At 72.2% G+C, this 17,044-nt stretch carries 18 protein-coding genes; 10 read left to right on the forward strand and 8 right to left on the reverse strand.

The genetic code is table 11. From position 1 onward, the window contains the following. Nucleotides 1-66: 66 nt before the first annotated feature. Nucleotides 67-876: an SGNH/GDSL hydrolase family protein gene (locus ACWDR0_RS23610; RefSeq protein ID WP_456353730.1), complete on the reverse strand. Its 810-nt coding sequence runs from the start codon at nt 874-876 to the stop codon at nt 67-69. Between the two features lie 165 nt (nt 877-1,041). Here ACWDR0_RS23610 and ACWDR0_RS23615 point away from each other — a divergent pair, with 165 nt between their 5' ends. From ACWDR0_RS23615 to ACWDR0_RS23635, 5 genes are all read left to right on the forward strand, one after another. Then, the gene (locus ACWDR0_RS23615) at nt 1,042-1,440 is read left to right on the forward strand and encodes a hypothetical protein (RefSeq protein WP_456353731.1); all 399 of its coding nucleotides are present in this window, start codon (nt 1,042-1,044) and stop codon (nt 1,438-1,440) included. Between the two features lie 379 nt (nt 1,441-1,819). Further along, nucleotides 1,820-2,734 carry a glycosyltransferase family 2 protein gene (locus ACWDR0_RS23620; protein ID WP_456353732.1) on the forward strand — a complete coding sequence of 305 codons (915 nt, stop codon included), beginning with the start codon at nt 1,820-1,822 and terminating at the stop codon, nt 2,732-2,734. Between the two features lie 89 nt (nt 2,735-2,823). Further along, a complete protein-coding gene (locus ACWDR0_RS23625) occupies nt 2,824-3,897 on the forward strand; it encodes a glycosyltransferase family 2 protein (RefSeq protein WP_456353748.1) in 1,074 nt (357 codons plus the stop codon). Beyond that, nucleotides 3,894-4,712: a polysaccharide deacetylase family protein gene (locus ACWDR0_RS23630; RefSeq protein ID WP_456353733.1), complete on the forward strand. Its 819-nt coding sequence runs from the start codon at nt 3,894-3,896 to the stop codon at nt 4,710-4,712. The genes ACWDR0_RS23625 and ACWDR0_RS23630 overlap by 4 nt, the downstream gene beginning before the upstream one ends. Before the next feature lie 196 nt (nt 4,713-4,908). Then, nucleotides 4,909-6,066 (forward strand): DUF5925 domain-containing protein, encoded by a 1,158-nt coding sequence (locus tag ACWDR0_RS23635; RefSeq protein WP_456353734.1) that lies wholly within the window; start codon nt 4,909-4,911, stop codon nt 6,064-6,066. 73 nt (nt 6,067-6,139) lie between these two features. Here the strand turns inward: ACWDR0_RS23635 and ACWDR0_RS23640 are convergent, their stop codons facing one another. Continuing rightward, entirely contained in the window at nt 6,140-6,520 is a 381-nt protein-coding gene (locus tag ACWDR0_RS23640; RefSeq protein WP_456353735.1) for a GntR family transcriptional regulator, read from the reverse strand. Nucleotides 6,521-6,606: 86 nt separating this feature from the next. Between ACWDR0_RS23640 and ACWDR0_RS23645 the strand changes: the two genes are divergently transcribed. Further along, a complete protein-coding gene (locus tag ACWDR0_RS23645; RefSeq protein WP_456353736.1) occupies nt 6,607-7,101 on the forward strand; it encodes a DUF402 domain-containing protein in 495 nt (164 codons plus the stop codon). A gap of 53 nt (nt 7,102-7,154) precedes the next feature. On the opposite strand, the gene ACWDR0_RS23650 is transcribed toward ACWDR0_RS23645, so the two are convergent. Genes ACWDR0_RS23650 through ACWDR0_RS23665 form a run of 4 tightly spaced genes read right to left on the reverse strand, consistent with a single transcriptional unit; the run spans nt 7,155 to nt 10,722 of the window. Further along, nucleotides 7,155-7,643: a GNAT family N-acetyltransferase gene (locus tag ACWDR0_RS23650; RefSeq protein ID WP_456353737.1), complete on the reverse strand. Its 489-nt coding sequence runs from the start codon at nt 7,641-7,643 to the stop codon at nt 7,155-7,157. A gap of 13 nt (nt 7,644-7,656) precedes the next feature. Beyond that, nucleotides 7,657-9,153, reverse strand: coding sequence for a tripartite tricarboxylate transporter permease (locus tag ACWDR0_RS23655; RefSeq protein WP_456353738.1), 1,497 nt, complete (start codon nt 9,151-9,153; stop codon nt 7,657-7,659). A gap of 4 nt (nt 9,154-9,157) precedes the next feature. After that, nucleotides 9,158-9,742, reverse strand: coding sequence for a tripartite tricarboxylate transporter TctB family protein (locus tag ACWDR0_RS23660; RefSeq protein WP_456353739.1), 585 nt, complete (start codon nt 9,740-9,742; stop codon nt 9,158-9,160). Beyond that, a complete protein-coding gene (locus tag ACWDR0_RS23665; RefSeq protein WP_456353740.1) occupies nt 9,739-10,722 on the reverse strand; it encodes a Bug family tripartite tricarboxylate transporter substrate binding protein in 984 nt (327 codons plus the stop codon). Before ACWDR0_RS23665 ends, ACWDR0_RS23660 begins: the two co-directional genes overlap by 4 nt. A 134-nt stretch (nt 10,723-10,856) precedes the next feature. Between ACWDR0_RS23665 and ACWDR0_RS23670 the strand changes: the two genes are divergently transcribed. Further along, on the forward strand, nt 10,857-11,540 hold the full coding sequence (locus ACWDR0_RS23670) for a response regulator (RefSeq protein ID WP_456353749.1): 684 nt from the start codon (nt 10,857-10,859) through the stop codon (nt 11,538-11,540). A 101-nt stretch (nt 11,541-11,641) separates the two neighbouring features. On the opposite strand, the gene ACWDR0_RS23675 is transcribed toward ACWDR0_RS23670, so the two are convergent. After that, the gene (locus ACWDR0_RS23675; RefSeq protein ID WP_456353741.1) at nt 11,642-12,079 is read right to left on the reverse strand and encodes a pyridoxamine 5'-phosphate oxidase family protein; all 438 of its coding nucleotides are present in this window, start codon (nt 12,077-12,079) and stop codon (nt 11,642-11,644) included. A 273-nt stretch (nt 12,080-12,352) separates the two neighbouring features. On the opposite strand from ACWDR0_RS23675, the gene ACWDR0_RS23680 reads away from it, so the two are divergent. Continuing rightward, nucleotides 12,353-13,351 carry a lytic polysaccharide monooxygenase gene (locus ACWDR0_RS23680; protein ID WP_456353742.1) on the forward strand — a complete coding sequence of 333 codons (999 nt, stop codon included), beginning with the start codon at nt 12,353-12,355 and terminating at the stop codon, nt 13,349-13,351. A gap of 52 nt (nt 13,352-13,403) precedes the next feature. Here the strand turns inward: ACWDR0_RS23680 and ACWDR0_RS23685 are convergent, their stop codons facing one another. Further along, complete coding sequence (locus ACWDR0_RS23685) at nt 13,404-14,288, reverse strand: esterase/lipase family protein (protein WP_456353743.1); 885 nt, start codon at nt 14,286-14,288, stop codon at nt 13,404-13,406. A 484-nt stretch (nt 14,289-14,772) separates the two neighbouring features. Here ACWDR0_RS23685 and ACWDR0_RS23690 point away from each other — a divergent pair, with 484 nt between their 5' ends. After that, nucleotides 14,773-15,900: a DUF3533 domain-containing protein gene (locus ACWDR0_RS23690; RefSeq protein ID WP_456353744.1), complete on the forward strand. Its 1,128-nt coding sequence runs from the start codon at nt 14,773-14,775 to the stop codon at nt 15,898-15,900. A 168-nt stretch (nt 15,901-16,068) separates the two neighbouring features. Next, nucleotides 16,069-16,938, forward strand: coding sequence for an alpha/beta fold hydrolase (locus tag ACWDR0_RS23695; protein WP_456353745.1), 870 nt, complete (start codon nt 16,069-16,071; stop codon nt 16,936-16,938). Nucleotides 16,939-17,044: the final 106 nt, after the last annotated feature.

The raw sequence follows: 17,044 nt of genomic DNA on the forward strand, positions 1-17,044 counted from the left end.
CGGGCGGGAGCCCGCCGCCGGAGCGGCCGGGTCACCGGACCGCCGGACCGCCGGACTCCCGGGCCGTCAGGCGTTCGAGCGGAAGACCGGCAGATAGCCGCCGGACTGTCCGGCCGCGGTCGGGTGGTACGAGTCGCCGATGCTGGTCCAGTTCACGCTGTGCAGCCACGGCGCGGAGGAGCAGATCTCGTGCCCGGTGAAGGCGGGTACGACACTGGCGAAGGTGTAGCCGTGGTCGGCGGCCCGCTTGGCGACGGCGGTGTTCAGATGGTCGGCCGCGCCGTTGATGGCGGCCCGCTCGTTCTCGCTCAGACCGAGCAGACAGCCGCCGCCGAGCTTGTAGAAGCGGGGATAGCCGAGCACCACGACCCGGGCGGCGGGTGCCTTGGCGCGGATCGCGCCGTACACGCTGTCGAGCCGGCCCGGCAGGGTCGAGTCGACGTACGCCTTGGCCTGGTTCACCCGGTTGATACAGGCGGACTCGGACTGGAGGACGCAGGTCGTCATCACGTCCGAGAAGCCCGCGTCATTGCCCCCGACGGTGAGGGAGACCAGGTCGGTGCCGGAGTTCAGCGGGCCGAGCTGGTTCGCGCTGACATCGTTGGTACGGGCTCCGGAGCAGGCGGTGAAGGAGAACGAGGAGGGCGCGTTCGCGGCCGCCCAGAGCTTCGGGTAGGCGCGGTTGCTGCGCTTGCAGTCGCCGCTCGCCCCGTCGTAGTCGCCCGCGCCCACGCCCGAGGAGTAGGAGTCGCCGAGGGCGACGTAGTCGACGGGGGCGGCCGCCTCTCCGGCCTGGGCCGGGGCGGCTCCGGCGACCGCGAGTAAGGCACCGAGCAGAAGCGTGGACGCGAGTTTCACGACACGGGTCGGTTTCATGGATTCTCCCTCTAGGCAGGATCGCTGCGCCCACCGTGGTACCAGGCGGCCCGATCGACAGAGAATGTTCATGACAAGAGAGATTGGTCACTCTTCTTGACGCGGAATCAACCGCGGTTCAGCATGTAGGGCTCCACCCCAGGCTGCCCGGGAGCACAACCGCCCATGCGGGACCACGACGACACACCACCGGCGATCAGGAACGATCTTCCACCGATCCTCGCGGGGGCCGCGTGCGCCACGGCCGGAACCGGCGTCGCACTGGCCCTGTTGGGCAGCGATTCACCCCTTCGCGCCCCCTTCGTCCTGTTCTTTCTGTTCGCCGCACCCGCAGCCGGACTCTTCGCACTGCTGCGCCGGATGGAACCGGGGGCGCGTACGGCGGCCGCCGTTGCCGGCGCCGGTGCGATCGACCTCGCAGCCGCGGCGGCACTGTCCGGACTGGAGGCGTTGTCAACGGGTTCATCCGTGGCGGTTATCGTGACTGTCTCCGCACTGCTGTTCCTCTGGGCAGCGGCGGACCGGAGGAACGAACGGTCCATGCCGGAACAGATCCACCAGTGACCGGTCATTCGGTCTCGAAAATGCAAAAAATCAAGTCCACGTTCCTGGGCTTGTCATACAGTCGCCAACATCAATACCGTCAGACAACCACTCGCTTTTGAGACATCACGAAGCGGCTCAAGGGGAGGGCTCGCGCGCCGCGGTGGCTCGGAGCGGGTGGGCGCGGTAGGGGGGTGCCGTACCCGGTTCGCGTACTCGTATTCGTGCTCGTCATCGACTGCGTACCGAGGCGTACCGCGCGGCCAGTTCTGTAACTCGTCCCTTGGTGCGGAGTGCTGCTCCGCCGTGGCCGAGCGAGAAGTAACCCCCCTTTAAACCGGACATGCGTCCTGACCGCCCGGGCGCGGGCGGTCCACCGGTGGAGAGGGAAAACAATCCAATGACTTCAGTTCTGCGCCCGGCCGACCCGGGGCACGGTTCGACGGCGGCCGACCCGGGGCACGGTCCCGAGGCGGGCACCGCCCTGCTCGGCGAGCGGGAGACGGGTGCCGATCCGGCCGCCGGCCCGGACGACGGCGCCGCAAGACACTACCGGCCGGTCTCCTCGCACCTGGCCATCGCCCCGCCCGTGAGCGTGGTGATCCCGGCCATGAACGAGGCGCAGAACCTTCCGCACGTCTTCAAGACGCTGCCCGACTGGATCCACGAGGTCGTGCTCGTCGACGGCAACTCCACCGACGACACCGTCGAGGTCGCCCGGCAGCTGTGGCCCGACGTGAAGGTCGTCACCCAGGAGGGCAAGGGCAAGGGCGACGCCCTGATCAGCGGTTTCGCCGCCTGCACCGGCGACATCATCGTGATGGTCGACGCGGACGGCTCCGCCCACGGCAGCGAGATAGTCTCGTACGTCTCCGCCCTGGTCTCCGGCGCGGACTTCGCCAAGGGCTCCCGCTTCGCCAACGGCGGCGGCACCGACGACATGACCTTCATCCGCAAGCTGGGCAACCGGGTGCTGTGCGCCACGGTCAACGCCAAGTTCGGCGCCCGCTACACCGACCTCTGCTACGGCTACAACGCCTTCTGGAAGCACTGCCTGGACGACATCCGGCTGGACTGCACCGGCTTCGAGATCGAGACGCTGATGAACATCCGCGTCGTCAAGGCCGGACTCCGGGTGCAGGAGGTGCCGAGCTACGAGTACGACCGCATCCACGGCGTCAGCAACCTCAGCGCGGTCCGCGACGGACTGCGGGTGCTGCGGGTCATCCTGAAGGAGAAGGGCGTCACCCGCGCCGCCCGCCGCCGCGCCCAGGGCGGCTCCGGCGTCCGCGCCGAGCGCGGGGAGTCCGCGTGAGCGAGGACCCCGGCCCGGTCTCCGGGCCGGGCCCCGGCCCCTCCGGCCCCGGCTCCGGCTCCGGCTCCGCCGCCGGGCGCGGTTTCTCGGTGGTCGTCTGCGTCTACACCGAGGACCGCTGGAGCGACATCCTCGAAGCCGTCGCCTCGGTCCGCGCCCAGTCGCTGCCCGCCCTGGAAACCCTGCTGGTCGTCGACCACAATCCGGCGCTCCTCGGCAGGCTGGCCCGGGAGTTCGAGGAGTACGCGGCGGACTCGCCGGACCTGCCCCGGGGCGCGGCCGTCCGGGTGCTCGCCAACGCGGGCCCCCGCGGTCTCTCGGCCGGGCGCAACACCGGCATCGCCGCCGCCCGCGGCGAGTTCGTGGCCTTCCTCGACGACGACGCGGTGGCCGAACCCGACTGGCTGCGCGTCTTCGCCGAGGGCTACGACGACCCGGCGGTGGTGGCCGTCGGCGGCCGCACCGACGCCGCCTGGGCCTCCGGCCGGCGGCCGGACTGGTTCCCCGAGGAGTTCGACTGGGTCGTCGGCTGCACCTACCGGGGGCTGCCCCCGGGCCGGGTGCGGGTCCGCAACGTACTCGGCGGCAACGCCTCCTTCCGGCGCACCGCGTTCGACGCCGCCGGGGGGTTCGCCACCGGCATCGGCCGCGACGGCGACAAGCGGCCGCTGGGCTGCGAGGAGACCGAGCTGTGCATCCGGCTGTCGCAGGCGCTGCCGGACGCGGTGCTGCTGATCGACGACCGGGCGGTCATCCACCACAAGGTGCCCTCGGTCCGTGAGCGCTTCGCCTACTTCCGTACCCGCACCTATGCCGAAGGGCTGTCCAAGGCGCTGGTGGCCAGGAGTGTGGGCGCGGGCAAGGGGCTGGAGTCCGAACGCGCCTACACCACCCGGGTGCTGCCCGCCGGAGTGGTCCGGGGGCTGCGGGACGCGGCCCGGGGCCGGCCGGGCGGCGCGGGCCGCGCCGGGGCCATCGTCGCCGGGGTCGCCGCGGCCGCCGGGGGCTATGCCCTGGGCACCCTGCGGGCCCGCCGGGGCGGGGTCACCTTCTCGTCGGGGCCGATCGCGCCGCTGCCCGCGGACCACGAGACCACGGACCACGAGTCCGCGGCCGGGAGCACCGGAGCCGCCGTGACGACCGGGGAGACCCGCACCGGATGAACACACCCGTTCCCGTACTGATGTACCACGCGGTGGCCGACGACCCGGCGAAGGAGACCTACGGGCTCTCCGTCACCCCGGCGGCCTTCGCCGAACAGATGGCAGTCCTCGCCGAACGCGGTTTCACCCCGGTCACCACGGCCGAACTGGGTGCCGCCTGGCGGTCCGGCGAGCGCCGGCCGCTGCCCGCCCGCCCGGTGCTGATCACCTTCGACGACGGTTACGAGGGGGTGCACCGGTATGCCCTGCCGGTGCTGGCGGAGCGCGGTTTCGCCAGCACCCTCTTCGTCTCCACGGGCTGGCTGCGGGGCGCCCACGAGGAGGGCGGCGCCCTGGACACCATGCTCGACTGGGACCAGGTGCGGGAACTGGCCGCGGCCGGCTGCGAGATCGGCGGCCACACCCACAGCCATCCGCAGATGGACCAGATCGACGACGCACGGCTGCGGTTCGAGACCGAGCACTGCCGGGACGTCGTCGCGGGCGAACTGGGCGAGCTGCCCGGATCCTTCGCGTACCCCTACGGCTACTCCAGCCGCCGGGTCCGCGAAACGGTCCGGGCGGCGGGCTTCGCCCAGGCGTTCGCGGTCGGCAACGGCCTGGCCCGGGCCGCCCAGGGCCCGTACGCCGTCGAACGGCTGACCGTCCGCCGCCGGACCGGTATCGACGAGTTCACCCGGATCGTGGAGGGCCGGGCGATCGTCCGCACCTTCGCCGCGGACCGGGTGCTCACCAAGGGGTACGCGGCCGTGCGCCGCACCCGCCGCGCGGCGACACTGCTGCGGGAGGCGGCCGGGCCCGGCGCCCGGGCCTGACGGCCCGGCCCGGCCCGGCGAACGGAAGCGCGGGCCCGGCGGTACCGGCCCGCGCCCGCCGGGCCCGTACGCGCCGGTCACCGGGAACCGGCGGACACCGCTCCGGGCCTCTCACCGGACCCTCCGGACCGCACCGCGCACCGGGCGGGCACAAAAGCCGGTGCGCCGCCGGAGCCGGTGACGGATCATAAGGCGCATGTCAGTCCCGCAGCCCCAGGACGCCCTGCCGATCCGGCTCCATCTCACCGACGACGACTCGCCCGCCGATGTCATCGACGCCCTGTTCATCAGCCGCTTCGCCGGTGGCGACCAGCCCTGCGCGCACTCCGTCACCATCGACACCGTCCGCGCCGACGCACCGCTGCTGCCGCCGGACGCCCGGGTACTGCGCCGGTCCGTCGGGACCAACCGCCGCAGCTCGGTGCTGGCCGAGGGGGACGGCTGGACGCTGCTGGTCTCCCGCTGGCAGCAGGGCGTCGACGTCTCGGTCACGGCGGTCACGCCGGAGCTCGCCCGGGAGGTCGTGGAGCGGACCGTGCGGGACGCGGAGGAGAAGCCCGAGCCGGTACCGGAGAACGTGACGATGGGCTTCTGGTACCACTCCCCCGGCCGCGGCCCCCGCCGGACCACCCGGCCGATCACCGCGGGCTCCTGGGAGGAGGTGCGCGGCAACTACTCCGCGCCGGTCGGAGCGGCCTTCGACGGGCTGATGAAGCTCACGCCCGACGAGATCACCGGCCGGCTGCTGCTGCTCCACGGCCCGCCCGGCACCGGCAAGACGTCCGCGCTGCGGACCCTGGCCCGGTCCTGGCGGGACTGGTGCCGGGTGGACTGCGTGCTCGACCCGGAGCGGCTCTTCAACGACGTCGGCTATCTGATGGACATCGCCGTCGGCGAGGACAACGAGGAAGACGATGACGACGCTGCTGCCGCCGCCGCCGGGGACGACGGCGGTGCGGGCGGCCGACCGAAGAGCCGCTGGCGGCTGCTGCTTCTGGAGGACTGCGACGAGCTGATCCGCGGCGAGGCCAAGCACGCCACCGGGCAGGCGCTCTCCCGGCTGCTGAACCTGACCGACGGTCTGCTCGGCCAGGGCCGCAATATCCTCGTCGGCATCACCACCAACGAGGACCTCGAACGGCTGCATCCCGCCGTGGTGCGGCCAGGCCGCTGTCTGGCCCGGGTAGAGGTCGGCCCGCTGTCGCGCGAGGAGTCCACCGCCTGGCTGGGCACGGCGGACGGAGTGGGCCGGGAGGGTGCGACGCTCGCCGAGCTGTACGCGCTGCGCCGGGGCAGCACCCCGCCGTCGGTTCAGGACCGGAGCCGGACGCCGGACGCGGGCCTGTATCTGTGAGCCGGACGCCCGCCGCCGCGCTACCGGCGGCGGGCGGGGCACGCGCCGGCCGGGACCGGTGGCGGGCGCGGGGTCAGGATCCGGTGCCGTACGCGGCGCGCAGCGCGTCCCCGACGGCCGCCGCCGCTTCGCCGGCGGAAGCGCCGAGCCGGTGGGCGCGTTCGGCGAAGGCGTCAGCGGCCCGGGCGAGTTCACGGGCGGCCGCGTCGCCCGCCGCGGCGACGAAGGTCCCGTTGCGGCCCCGGGTCTCGACGACCCCGTCGCTCTCCAGGGCCCGGTAGGCCTTGGCCACGGTATTGGGGGCGAGTCCGAGCTCTTCGGCGAGGCCCCGGACGGTCGGCAGTTTGTAGCCGGCCGGCAGCGCTCCGGACCGGGCCTGTTCCGCGATCCCGGCGCGCAGTTGTTCGAAGGGGGCGGTGCCCGATGCGGTATCGATGGCGATCTTGAGGGTCACGCGCCGATTCTCCCCCATCCCCCCGTCCCCCATCCGTACGGCGGTCCGCCGGGATCCGCCGGAAGCACGAGGACAGGAAAGACACGATGACCGGAACGGCGGGGACGCCGGTGGAGATCCGTCTGGTGAAGGCGGGCCGCACCAAGATCGAGTATCCGGCGGAGCGGATCGCGGACGACGGTACCCGGGTGGTGGTCCGGGCCGCCTGGGCGGCGCCCGGTGTCCGGGACTTCGGGTTCGTCCGCTTCGAGCCGGGCGATGTGTTCACCGAGTACTACTGGCGGGACCGCTGGTACGCGGTGAAGGAGGTCAGGACCGGGGACGGCGGGCTCAAGGGCTGGTACTGCGACATCACCCGGCCGGTGGGGGTGTCCGGCGCCGTACTGACGGTGGAGGACCTGGACCTCGACCTCTGGGTGCCGCCGGACGGCGGGCCCGCGCTCAGGCTGGACGAGGACGAGTTCGCGGCGAGCGGTCTCGCGGAGCGGGATCCGGCAGCCGCCGCGGCGGCCGTGCGGGCGCTGGACGAACTGGCCCGCCGGGCCGCGGAGCCGGACGGGCTGGCCCCGCTGCTGGCCTGACGGACGTCCGCCCGCCGGGCCGGAAAGCCGGGCGGACCCGCGCCGCCGCCGGTCTAACGGGCGTCCGCCCTCCCGGGGGCGGCTTCGCCCAGCGGTACGCCGAGGGGTTTGCGGTAGTGGATGCGGTCGTACGGGCCGTCGATCCGGCGGTCCGTGATCTCGTACCCGTAACGCGCGTAGAGATTCTGGTTCTCCCACATCAGTGCGTTGGTGTAGAGCCGGATCTCCGTCAGGCCGAGCTGCCGGGCCCGGACCTCGGCCAGTTGCAGAAGGGCCCGGCCGAGGCCGGTGCCCCTGGCGTCCGGGTGGACCGCGATGGACTCCAGGAAGAGGTGGTCCTCGTGGGGGACGAGGACGATGACCCCGCGGACGGGGTCCCCGGTCACGAACACCCGCCCCGCCGCCACATCGGCGGCGTGGTCCGCCTTCATGGGGGCGGGCACGACTCCGATCCGCTCGATGTAGTGGTGGTAGGCCGCGTCGGTCACGGTCTTCACCAGCGGTACATCTCCGGGGACGGCGAGGCGGGTGTCCATGGTCATCTCACATCCGGGTTCATGACGTGATGTTACGACGGCGCAGAACGAGCTTCTTCAGCAGCGGCCACGCCAGCAGGATCGCGATGATCACGTAGACGGTGACGGAGAAGCCGGTGTTCACCAGTCCCGAGATGCTGCCGTCGCTGAGCTGGAGGGCGCGCCGCAACTGCTGCTCGGCGCCCGGGCCCAGGATGACACCGATGACCGCGGGCAGGATCGGCAGCCCGTAGCGGCGCATCCCGAAGCCGATCAGACCGATGATCAGCAGGATCACCAGGTCGAGGGCCTCGCCGCCGACCGCGTAGGCACCGACTCCGGCGAAGAAGAGGATGCCCGCGTAGAGGTACGGCCGCGGGATCCGCAGCAGCTTCGCCCAGACCGGCGCCAGCGGCAGGTTCAGCGCCAGCAGCAGGACCATGCCGACGAAGAGCGACGCGATCAGACCCCACACCAGGTCGGGCTCGCGCTCGAAGAGCAGCGGTCCGGGCTGGATGCCGTACTGCTGGAACGCGGCCAGCATCACGGCCGCGACGGCGGTGGTGGGCAGACCGAGGGTGAGCATCGAGACCAGGGTGCCCGCGGCCGAGGCGGACGCCGCCGACTCCGGTCCCGCGACGCCCTCGATGGCGCCCTTGCCGAACTCCTTCTTGTTCTTGGAGAGCCGCTTCTCGGTGACGTAGGAGAGGAAGGTGGGGATCTCCGCGCCGCCCGCGGGGATCGCGCCGAAGGGGAAGCCGATGAACGGGCCGCGCAGCCAGGGCTTCCAGGTGCGCTTGACGTCGTCCTTGCCGAGCCAGGGGCGGCCGACCGGGATCGGGGCGGACGCGCCGCGGCGCAGATGGGCGGCGACCCAGAGGGCCTCGCCGATGGCGAAGAGACCGACGGCCACGATGACCACGTCGACACCGTCGGCGAGCTGGAGCGAGCCGAAGGTGAGCCGCTGCTGGCCGGTCATCGAGTCGAGACCGACGAGTCCGATGGTGAGACCGATCAGCAGGGAGGCCAGTCCGCGGATCCGGGAGGAGCCGAGGACGGAGGTGACGGCGATGAACGCCAGCACCATGATCGCGAAGTAGTCGGGGGCGCCGATGTCGACGGCGAGTTCGGCGACCTTGGGCGCGAGGGCGACCAGCAGGATGGTGCCGATCATGCCGCCGGCGAAGTGACCGATGGCGGCGGCGGCGAGTGCTTGGGAGCCGCGCCCCGATTTCGCCATCGGATTGCCTTCGATCGCGGCGACCACCGCCGCGCTCTCACCCGGTGTGTTGAGCAGGATCGAGGTGGTGGAGCCGCCGAACATGGCTCCGTAGTAGATACCGGCGAACATGATGAACGCGCCGGTCGGTTCGAGTCCGTAGGTGACGGGGAGCAGCAGGGCGACGGCCATCGCGGGGCCGATGCCGGGCAGGACACCGATCGCGGTGCCCAGGAGCACTCCGATCGCCGCCCAGAGGAGGTTGATGGGCGTCAGCGCGGTGCCGAAGCCGTCGATCAGTGAGTTGAACGAATCCATCGGGCTACAGCACCCCCATGAGCGGGCCACCCGGCAGCGGAACACCGAGCAGGTTGTTGAAGAGGTAGTACGTGCTGAGCGCGAGCACGGCGGCAATCAGCGGGTCGCGGTGGAAGTGCCTGCTGCCGAGGGCGAACGCGGCGCCCCAGAAGAGCAGGGTTCCGGCGATCGGGAAGCCGATCGGTCCGATGAGCACGGCGAAGGCCAGGAAGACACCGGCGAGCAGGAGGACGGTCTGCCAGTCGCTCGGTTCGCTGAGGTCGATGTCCTCGCCGCCCTCGGCCTCGCCGCGGCCGCCGCGCAGGACGTCGACGGCGAGCAGTACGGCGACCACCAGCAGGCCGATGCCGACGACGATCGGCACGGTCTTGGGGCCGACCGGGCCCCGCTGGGCTATCTCGACGTCCATGGTGAGGGCGTCGCCGAGGACGAGCAGACCGATGGCGAACAGCAGCACGCTGACACCGAGCTCGGAGCGGTCCCGAAGCCAGGAGCCACGGCTCTCGGGGGCCTTGTCGGCGGTCTTCTCGGGGGTCTTGGCGGACGCGTTCTCCGCCGGCTGCGCGGCGGGAGTCTCCTGCGGGGTCACAGTCCCAGCTCCTTCAGCACCTGGTCGACGCTCTTGTTCTGTGCGTCGAGGAAGTCACCGAACTCGTCACCGGCGAGGTAGGCATCGGTCCAGCCGTGCTTCTTCAGCGACTCCTTCCACTGGGGCGACGCGTGCAGCTTCTCGACGAGGGCGAGGAGCTTCTCCCGCTCCTGCTCCGAGAGGCCGGGGGGTGCGACAATGCCGCGCCAGTTGATGAACTCGGTGTCCAGCCCGGCCTCGCGGAGGGTGGGGGCGTCGAGGCCGGGCACCCGCTGGGCGCCGGTCACGGCCAGCAGCCGCAGCTCGCCGGACTTGATCTGGTCGAGGTACTCGCTGACGCCGGAGACGCCGAAGGCGACCTTGTTGCCCAGGATGGAGGCGAGCAGTTCGCCGCCGCCGTCGAAGGGGATGTAGTTGACGGACTTGGGCTTGATGCCCGCCGCCTGGGCCATCAGCATCGGGGCGAGGTGGTCGGGGCCACCGGGGGACGAACCGCCGCCGACCGTGAGCTTGCGGGGGTTCTCCTTCCAGGCCTCCAGCAGCTGCTGGATCGTCTTGTAGGGCGAGTCCTTCGAGACCACGACGATGCCCTGCTCCTGGGTGAGCCGGGCGATCGGGGTGGTGTCGGCGAGGGTCTTCGGGGTCTTGTTCGCGTGGACGGCGCCGACGACGCCGAGGCCCATCGACATGGCGAGCTTGCCGTTGCCGTGCTCGCTGACGAGCCGGGCGAGCCCGACCGTGCCGCCGGCCCCGGGGAGGTTGAAGACCTCGATGTCATGGGTCAGGTCGGCGTCCTCGGCGTTCTTCGCCGCGGTACGCGCCGTGATGTCGTAGCCCCCGCCGGGAGTGTTGGGGACCATGAATCGCAGCCCGGGGATCTTCGTGCCGGTCTCGGAGGTGTCGCCCGTACTGAGCAGGGGCGGCCCCACGAGCACCAGCAACGCCGCCCCGAGCAGGGCGAGGGGAGTGCGCAATCGCACGTGAGCCGCCTCTCGGTAGGAGTTTCTGTGAGGTGGCCCACATGTTGCCGTCGCGTTAAGAAAGTGTCTCTCTTCCGGAATCAACGGACGTTGTGGTCATTGTGGTCCCGGCTTAGCGTGAGCTCGTGACGAATGTGCTGGTGGTGGACGACGACTTCATGGTCGCCAAGCTCCACAGCCGCTATGTGTCGGCCACCGACGGCTTCCGGGTCGTCGGGGTGGCCCATAACGGCGCGGAGGCATTGCGGGCGGCGGAGAAGCTGCGGCCCGACCTTGTGCTGCTCGATATCTACCTGCCCGATATGGACGGGCTGAGCGTGCTGCGCGAGCTGCGGGCCGCCGAGGAACGGGATCCCGGGCGGGCGACGGTGGACGCCCTGTTCATCACGGCCGCCCGGGACGCGGAGCTGGTGCGGGCCGCGCTGCGGGCGGGCGCGCTGCACTATCTGATCAAGCCGTTCACCCAGTCCGCGCTCCAGGAGCAACTGCGGCACGTGGCCTCGCTGCGCTCCCGCTTCGACCGGCTGGGCCAGGCCCGGCAGGAGGACGTGGACCAGATCTTCGGCACCCGGCCGCCGGGCGCCCGTGGACTGCCGAAGGGGCTGGCGCCGCACACCGCCGAGCTGGTGGAGCGCATTCTGCGGGAGCATCCGGGGGATCTGTCGGCGTCGGAGTGCGCCGAGGCGGGGTCGCTGTCCCGGGTCAGCGCCCGGCGGTATCTGGAGTACTTCGTGGAGACGGGACGGGTCGAGGTGACCCTGCGTTACGGGGGTACGGGGCGTCCCGAGCGGCGCTACCGGATCGCGGGGCGCCGCTGAACCCGGGCGCCGGGCGCGGCCACGGGGCGGGGCAGGGTCACTGCCCCGCCCCGCCCTTATCACTGTTTTCGCAGCTCAGAGCCGGTCTACCGGGGTCCGGCTCACTCTCCCAGCTCGGCGGTCAGCCAGCGCTGGGGGCGCATCCTGAAGACCGTCTGGTCACCGAAGCCGGCGGCCAGCTCCAGATAGTCCGCCACTTTCCCGGGCGGGAGGTAGCGCCGGGTGATCTCTTCCAGCTGTGCCCTGGTGGCCGGCTCGGCGGAGACGATCGGGCCTTCCACCGACACGTACCGCACGGTGGGCACCACCCGGTCCACCATCAGCGAGAAGCGGCCGGCCCTGGTGAGCAGCCCGGCCTTGCGGGACGTGGTGCCGGTGATCACCCACAGCTCACCGTCCGTGTCGTACTGGTACCAGATGGGGAGGGTCAGGGGTGCCCGCCCCTCCTCCCCCGAGTCCACCGAAAGGGCGGCGATATGCGGTTCCCGCAGGAACTCCTCGCGTTCTTCCCGGCTCAGGACGGTGGGATTGTCTGCCATGGACGCTCTTCCTCCGCTTCGGGTCGGTTCCCTTGCGTGCGGTGCGGAGCGGCCGGAGCCGCTTCCTCAGCCCGCGCTTAGCGCCTCCTTAAAACAAGGATAAGGATCAGCATCTTCCCGTCGCCGCGGGGAACTTCGGGCCTCCGAGGGGCTAGCTTGCTCAACGCCGGAGCTCGGCCCGGACCCTGTGCGCAAGAGGTGATGCACGGGCTGCGCACCCCTGTCCGGGCCGCTCCGGCTCCCCCCAACGTTTGCTCTGAGGAGAACGTCACCATGAGCGCTCGCCGCAAGGTCACGATGGCCGCCGCGCTCGGCTTCGCGCCGCTGGCACTGACCGGGCTGACGGCCACCCCCGCCGCCGCCCATGGCACCATGACGGACCCGGTCAGCAGGATCGCCGCATGTCACGCGGAGGGTCCGGAGAACCCCGACACCGCTGCCTGTCAGGCGCTGGTCGCCGCCGGCGGCACCCAGCCGCTGTACGACTGGAACGAGGTCAACCTGCCCGACCCGGCCGGTGCCCACCAGGCCCGGATCCCGGACGGCAAGCTGTGCAGCGCCGGCCGGGACAAGTACAAGGGTCTGGACGCGCCGCGCACCGACTGGCCGTCGTCGCCGATGGCCGCCGGTTCGAAGACCTTCCAGTGGCGGGCCACCGCCCCCCACAAGGGCACCCTGGACCTGTTCATCACCAAGGACGGCTACGACCCCACCAAGCCGCTGAAGTGGTCGGACCTGGAGGCGCAGCCCTTCGCCTCCGTCACCAACCCGCCGGTGGTGAACGGCTCGTTCGTCTTCGAGGGCACCGTCCCGCAGAAGTCGGGCCGCCACCTGATCTACTCCATCCTCCAGCGCTCGGACTCGCCGGAGGCCTTCTACACCTGCTCGGACGTGGTGTTCGGCGGCGGTACGGGCGGTGCCCCGGCGGCCGCGGCCCCGTCGGAGAAGCAGATCGCGCAGACCGCGGCGAAGTCGTCGGTCGACCACTCCGGCCACGGCGGCGACTCGCCGTCCGAGGCCAAGGCCAATGCCGCCTACACCGCGAAGCACGCCGGCCACCAGGCCGCCGGCAGCAAGGCCGACGAGGGCGCGAAGGCGCAGCTCGGCGGCTCCGCCCCGGCCGCCGGCCAGGGTGACTCCGAGGTGCTGGCGGCCACCGGCGGCGACAACACCACGATGTACATCGCCGCGGGCGGCGGTCTGGTGCTCGCCGTCGGCGCCGGTGTGGTGTTCGCCTCGGCGCGGCGCAGGCCGGCGGCCGGCGGCCGCTGACCGCCACCTGCCCCCTGCCGCGCTCCGGGCGGCCCCCACGGCTGCGCGTCCGTCATCCGATGACGGACGCGCAGTCCGTTTTCCGGGCGTGGGCCGGGTCGAGGGCGTTGGCGACCTCGTGGAAGGCGATCCGGTCGACGGTGCCGACGGCGACGTGCTCGGAGAGGTCGAGCGGGCAGAGGTCCTGGACCACGACGTTCCGGACGCCCGGGCCGGTCAGGAACTGGCTGCGGTACGGGGTGACGACCTGGTCCCAGCGGGTCGCGATCACCGTGTAGCGGACCCCGGGAACGGTGTCGCCGCCCTGGTTCAGCCGGGTGAGGAAGGGTGATCCGGCGATCTGGTCGGTGAGGGCGGGGGCGGTCGTGCCGATCGCCTGCTCCGCGCCGGGGAAGTACCGCAGCAGCCGGGTGAGCCCGAGCAGATCCGTGCCGTGGTTGCTGGGCGCGATGCCGACGAGGGCGTTGACCTCCGCGGCGCCGCCGAGGAACTTCAGATAGTGGCGGGGCATCATCCCGCCCTGCGAATGCCCGACGAGGTCCGCCTTCGTTGCCCCGGTGGCGGCGAGTACCCGGTCGACGAACCCGTCCAGTTCCCCGGCGGACCGGGCGACGGGGCCGAGCCCGTGGAAGAACGGCACCCCGGGCAGCTTTCCGTAGTCCAGCGAGTAGACGCAGTAGCCGCGGTTGACCAGGTACGGGGCGAGTCCGAGCCAGTTGTCGACCGAGTTCCCGAAGGTGCCGTGGACGAGCACCACGGGCCGGGGGTGGGCGGCGGAGGGCTTGCAGGACCAGTTGTTCCAGCCCCGGTCGGGGGCGACGGTCCCGGGTACCGGGTCCGCGGCCGCGGCGGCGGCCGGGGTGCCGGGGCCCAGTGCGGCGAGGGCGGCCAGGAGCAGGGCGGCCAGGGGGCGGAGGTATCGGTTCCGGAGCGGCATCGGGCGGTCTCCTCGCGGCTCGGAGGGGGCGGCCGCCCGGGAGGGAGACCGGACGGCCGGAGCACCGGAGCCGGCGGGCCCACGAATGTGGTGCTCACGACAAGTTACGCACGGGTAATCCGGAGTGGGAAGTTACGCGCCGGTAAAAACTGAGCGCACGTCAGAAAGCCTGCCCGCGCGGGATCTTCCGCCACGAACCGCGAGCACCCGTCACCCGTCACCCGTCACCCGTGAAGCCCCATCGCCCGCGTGCCCCGGTGCCCCGTCCGGACGGCGTACGGGACGGACCCGCGCCGCTCCCGCCGCCGGCGCCCCCGGCCACTCCCGCCACCTCCACCTCCACCGGCCACTCCCGCGGCCGGTGCCCCTGACCGTTCCGGCCGCCCGCCGCCCGCCCCTCCGGCCCGTCCCGCAGGCCCGGCGCCGTCCCCCGTTCGGCCCCCTTCCGCCTGCGCCCGCCCCGCCCTGCGCCGACCGTGGGGCCATGACGCGGACAACGGACGGCGACCGGCCCACCCCCCGAGCCCCGGCCGGGAACCCGCCGCGCCCCGGCTTCCTCGACGAGGTCAGGGACGCGGTCACCCTCCGGGCGGCGCTGCTGATCATCGGGGTTCTCGCGCTCCAGCTCGGGTTCATCACCTCCTATATCGGCGCCTTCCACCAGCCGAAGCCCACGGACATCCCGATCGCCGTGACCGCGCCGACCGCCGCCGCCACCGAACGGGCCGTGGCGGAGCTGGCCGCCCTGCCCGGCAACCCGCTCGACCCCCGGGCCGTTCCCGACGAGGCGACCGCCCGGGCCCGGATCGCGGAGCGCGAGACCGACGGCGCCCTGATCCTCGCCCCCGCGGGCCCCGACCGCATGCTGGTGGCCAGCGCCTCCGGGGCCTCCCTCGCCGACGCCCTGACGGCCGTCGTCACCCGGGCGGAGAAGGCCCGGGGCCGTACCGTCGACGTGATCGACGTGGTCCCCGACGCCCCCGGCGACGCCCGCGGGCTCACCTCCTTCTATCTGGTCGTCGGCTGGTGCGTCGGCGGCTATCTCTGCGCGGCGGTCCTGGCCATCAGCGCGGGCGCCCGGCCCGCCAACCCCCACCGGGGCCTGATCCGGCTCGCCGTCCTGCTGCTGTACGCCGCCGTCACCGGGCTGCTGGGAGCGGTGATCGCCGGGCCGCTGCTCGACGCCCTGCCGGGAAGCACCGCCGCCCTGTGGGGCCTCGGCACCCTGCTGGTGTTCGCGGTCGGGGCGCTCACCCTGGCCCTCCAGGGCCTGGCCGGGATCATCGGCATCGGCCTGGCGATCCTGCTGGTGGTCGTGCTGGGCAACCCCAGCGCCGGCGGTGCCTACCCCTACCCCCTGCTGCCCCCGTTCTGGCGGGCCATCGGTCCCGCGCTGCCGCCCGGCGCCGGAACCTACGCGGCCCGCTCCATCGCCTATTTCCGCGGCAACGGAGCCCTCGGACCGATGCTGGTGATCGCCGCCTGGGCACTCGGCGGGGCGGTCGTCACCATGGTCTGCGCGGTGCTGCGGCGCCGGGCCGCGGAACGGGAGCCGTCGCCGGAACCGGGCTCCCCAGGGGTCACGGCGGACGGCCCCGCTCCGGGGGCGTAACACCGGCGCACAGCGGCGCGAACCCGGACGGGAAGCTTTCGAATCTGCCGCCAAGTGATGGAAAAACCGGCTGAGCCGGGGCGCTGGATGGGTAATCATCAGAAGGGCGGGGAATGCACAGTGTTCGGCTGTCACGCCCTTCCGGGGCGCGGGGCGAAGGGGGTCGGGGTGCGACATCGGGTGCGCATGAACGACGGGCGGCATCTGATCGCGGAACTATCGGGGGATCCGGGGGGCAGGCCGGTATTCCTGCTCCACGGCACCCCCGGCAGCAGACTGGGTCCCGCCCCCCGGGGCATGGTCCTCTACCAGCGCGGAATGCAGCTCATCGCCTACGACCGCCCGGGGTACGGCGAATCGGACCGGCTCGCGGGCCGCAGCGTCGCCGATGTGGCCCAGGACGTCCGGGCCATCGCCGACGATCTGGGCCTGGAGCGGTTCTCGGTGGTCGGCCGCTCCGGCGGCGCGCCGCACGCCCTGGCCTGCGCCGCGCTGATGCCCGACCGGGTCGACCGGACGGCCGCCCTGGTGACCCTGGCCCCCCGGGACGCGGAGGGGCTCGACTGGTTCGAGGGCATGGCCGCCTCCAATGTGGACGCCTACACCTCCGCGCTGGACGATCCCACGGTCTTCACCAAGGTGTTCACCCTGCGCTCCGACGAGATCCGCCGGGATCCGATCCGGCTGCTCAACGACCTCCGCAGGGAACTGCCGGACTCGGACCGGGCGGTCGTCGCGGACGCCGGGGTCCGGTCGATGCTGCTGCGCAACTACCAGGAGGCGCTCCGGATGTCGGCCTGGGGGTGGATCGACGACGCCCTGGCGTTCTCCAGTCCCTGGGGCTTCGATCCGGCGGACATCGACTGCCCCGTCATGCTCTGGCACGGCGAACAGGACGTCTTCTCCCCCGTGGGCCACTCCCGCTGGCTGGCCGAGCGGATCCCGGGGGTGACGGCCGTCCTCGAACCGGCGGCCGCGCACTTCGACGCCCTGCACGCCCTGCCGGGCATTCTGACCTGGCTCACCGAGGAGCTGTAGGGCTCTCCGCGGGGGCCGAGCAGGTAGTCGGCGCCCTTGCGGTCCTTGAGGCGGAACAGTTCCGGGCCGTACTCGGACCAGCGGCCGCTGGCCTCGTAGGGCTCCT

This window comes from Streptomyces sp. NPDC003691 (assembly GCF_053981115.1).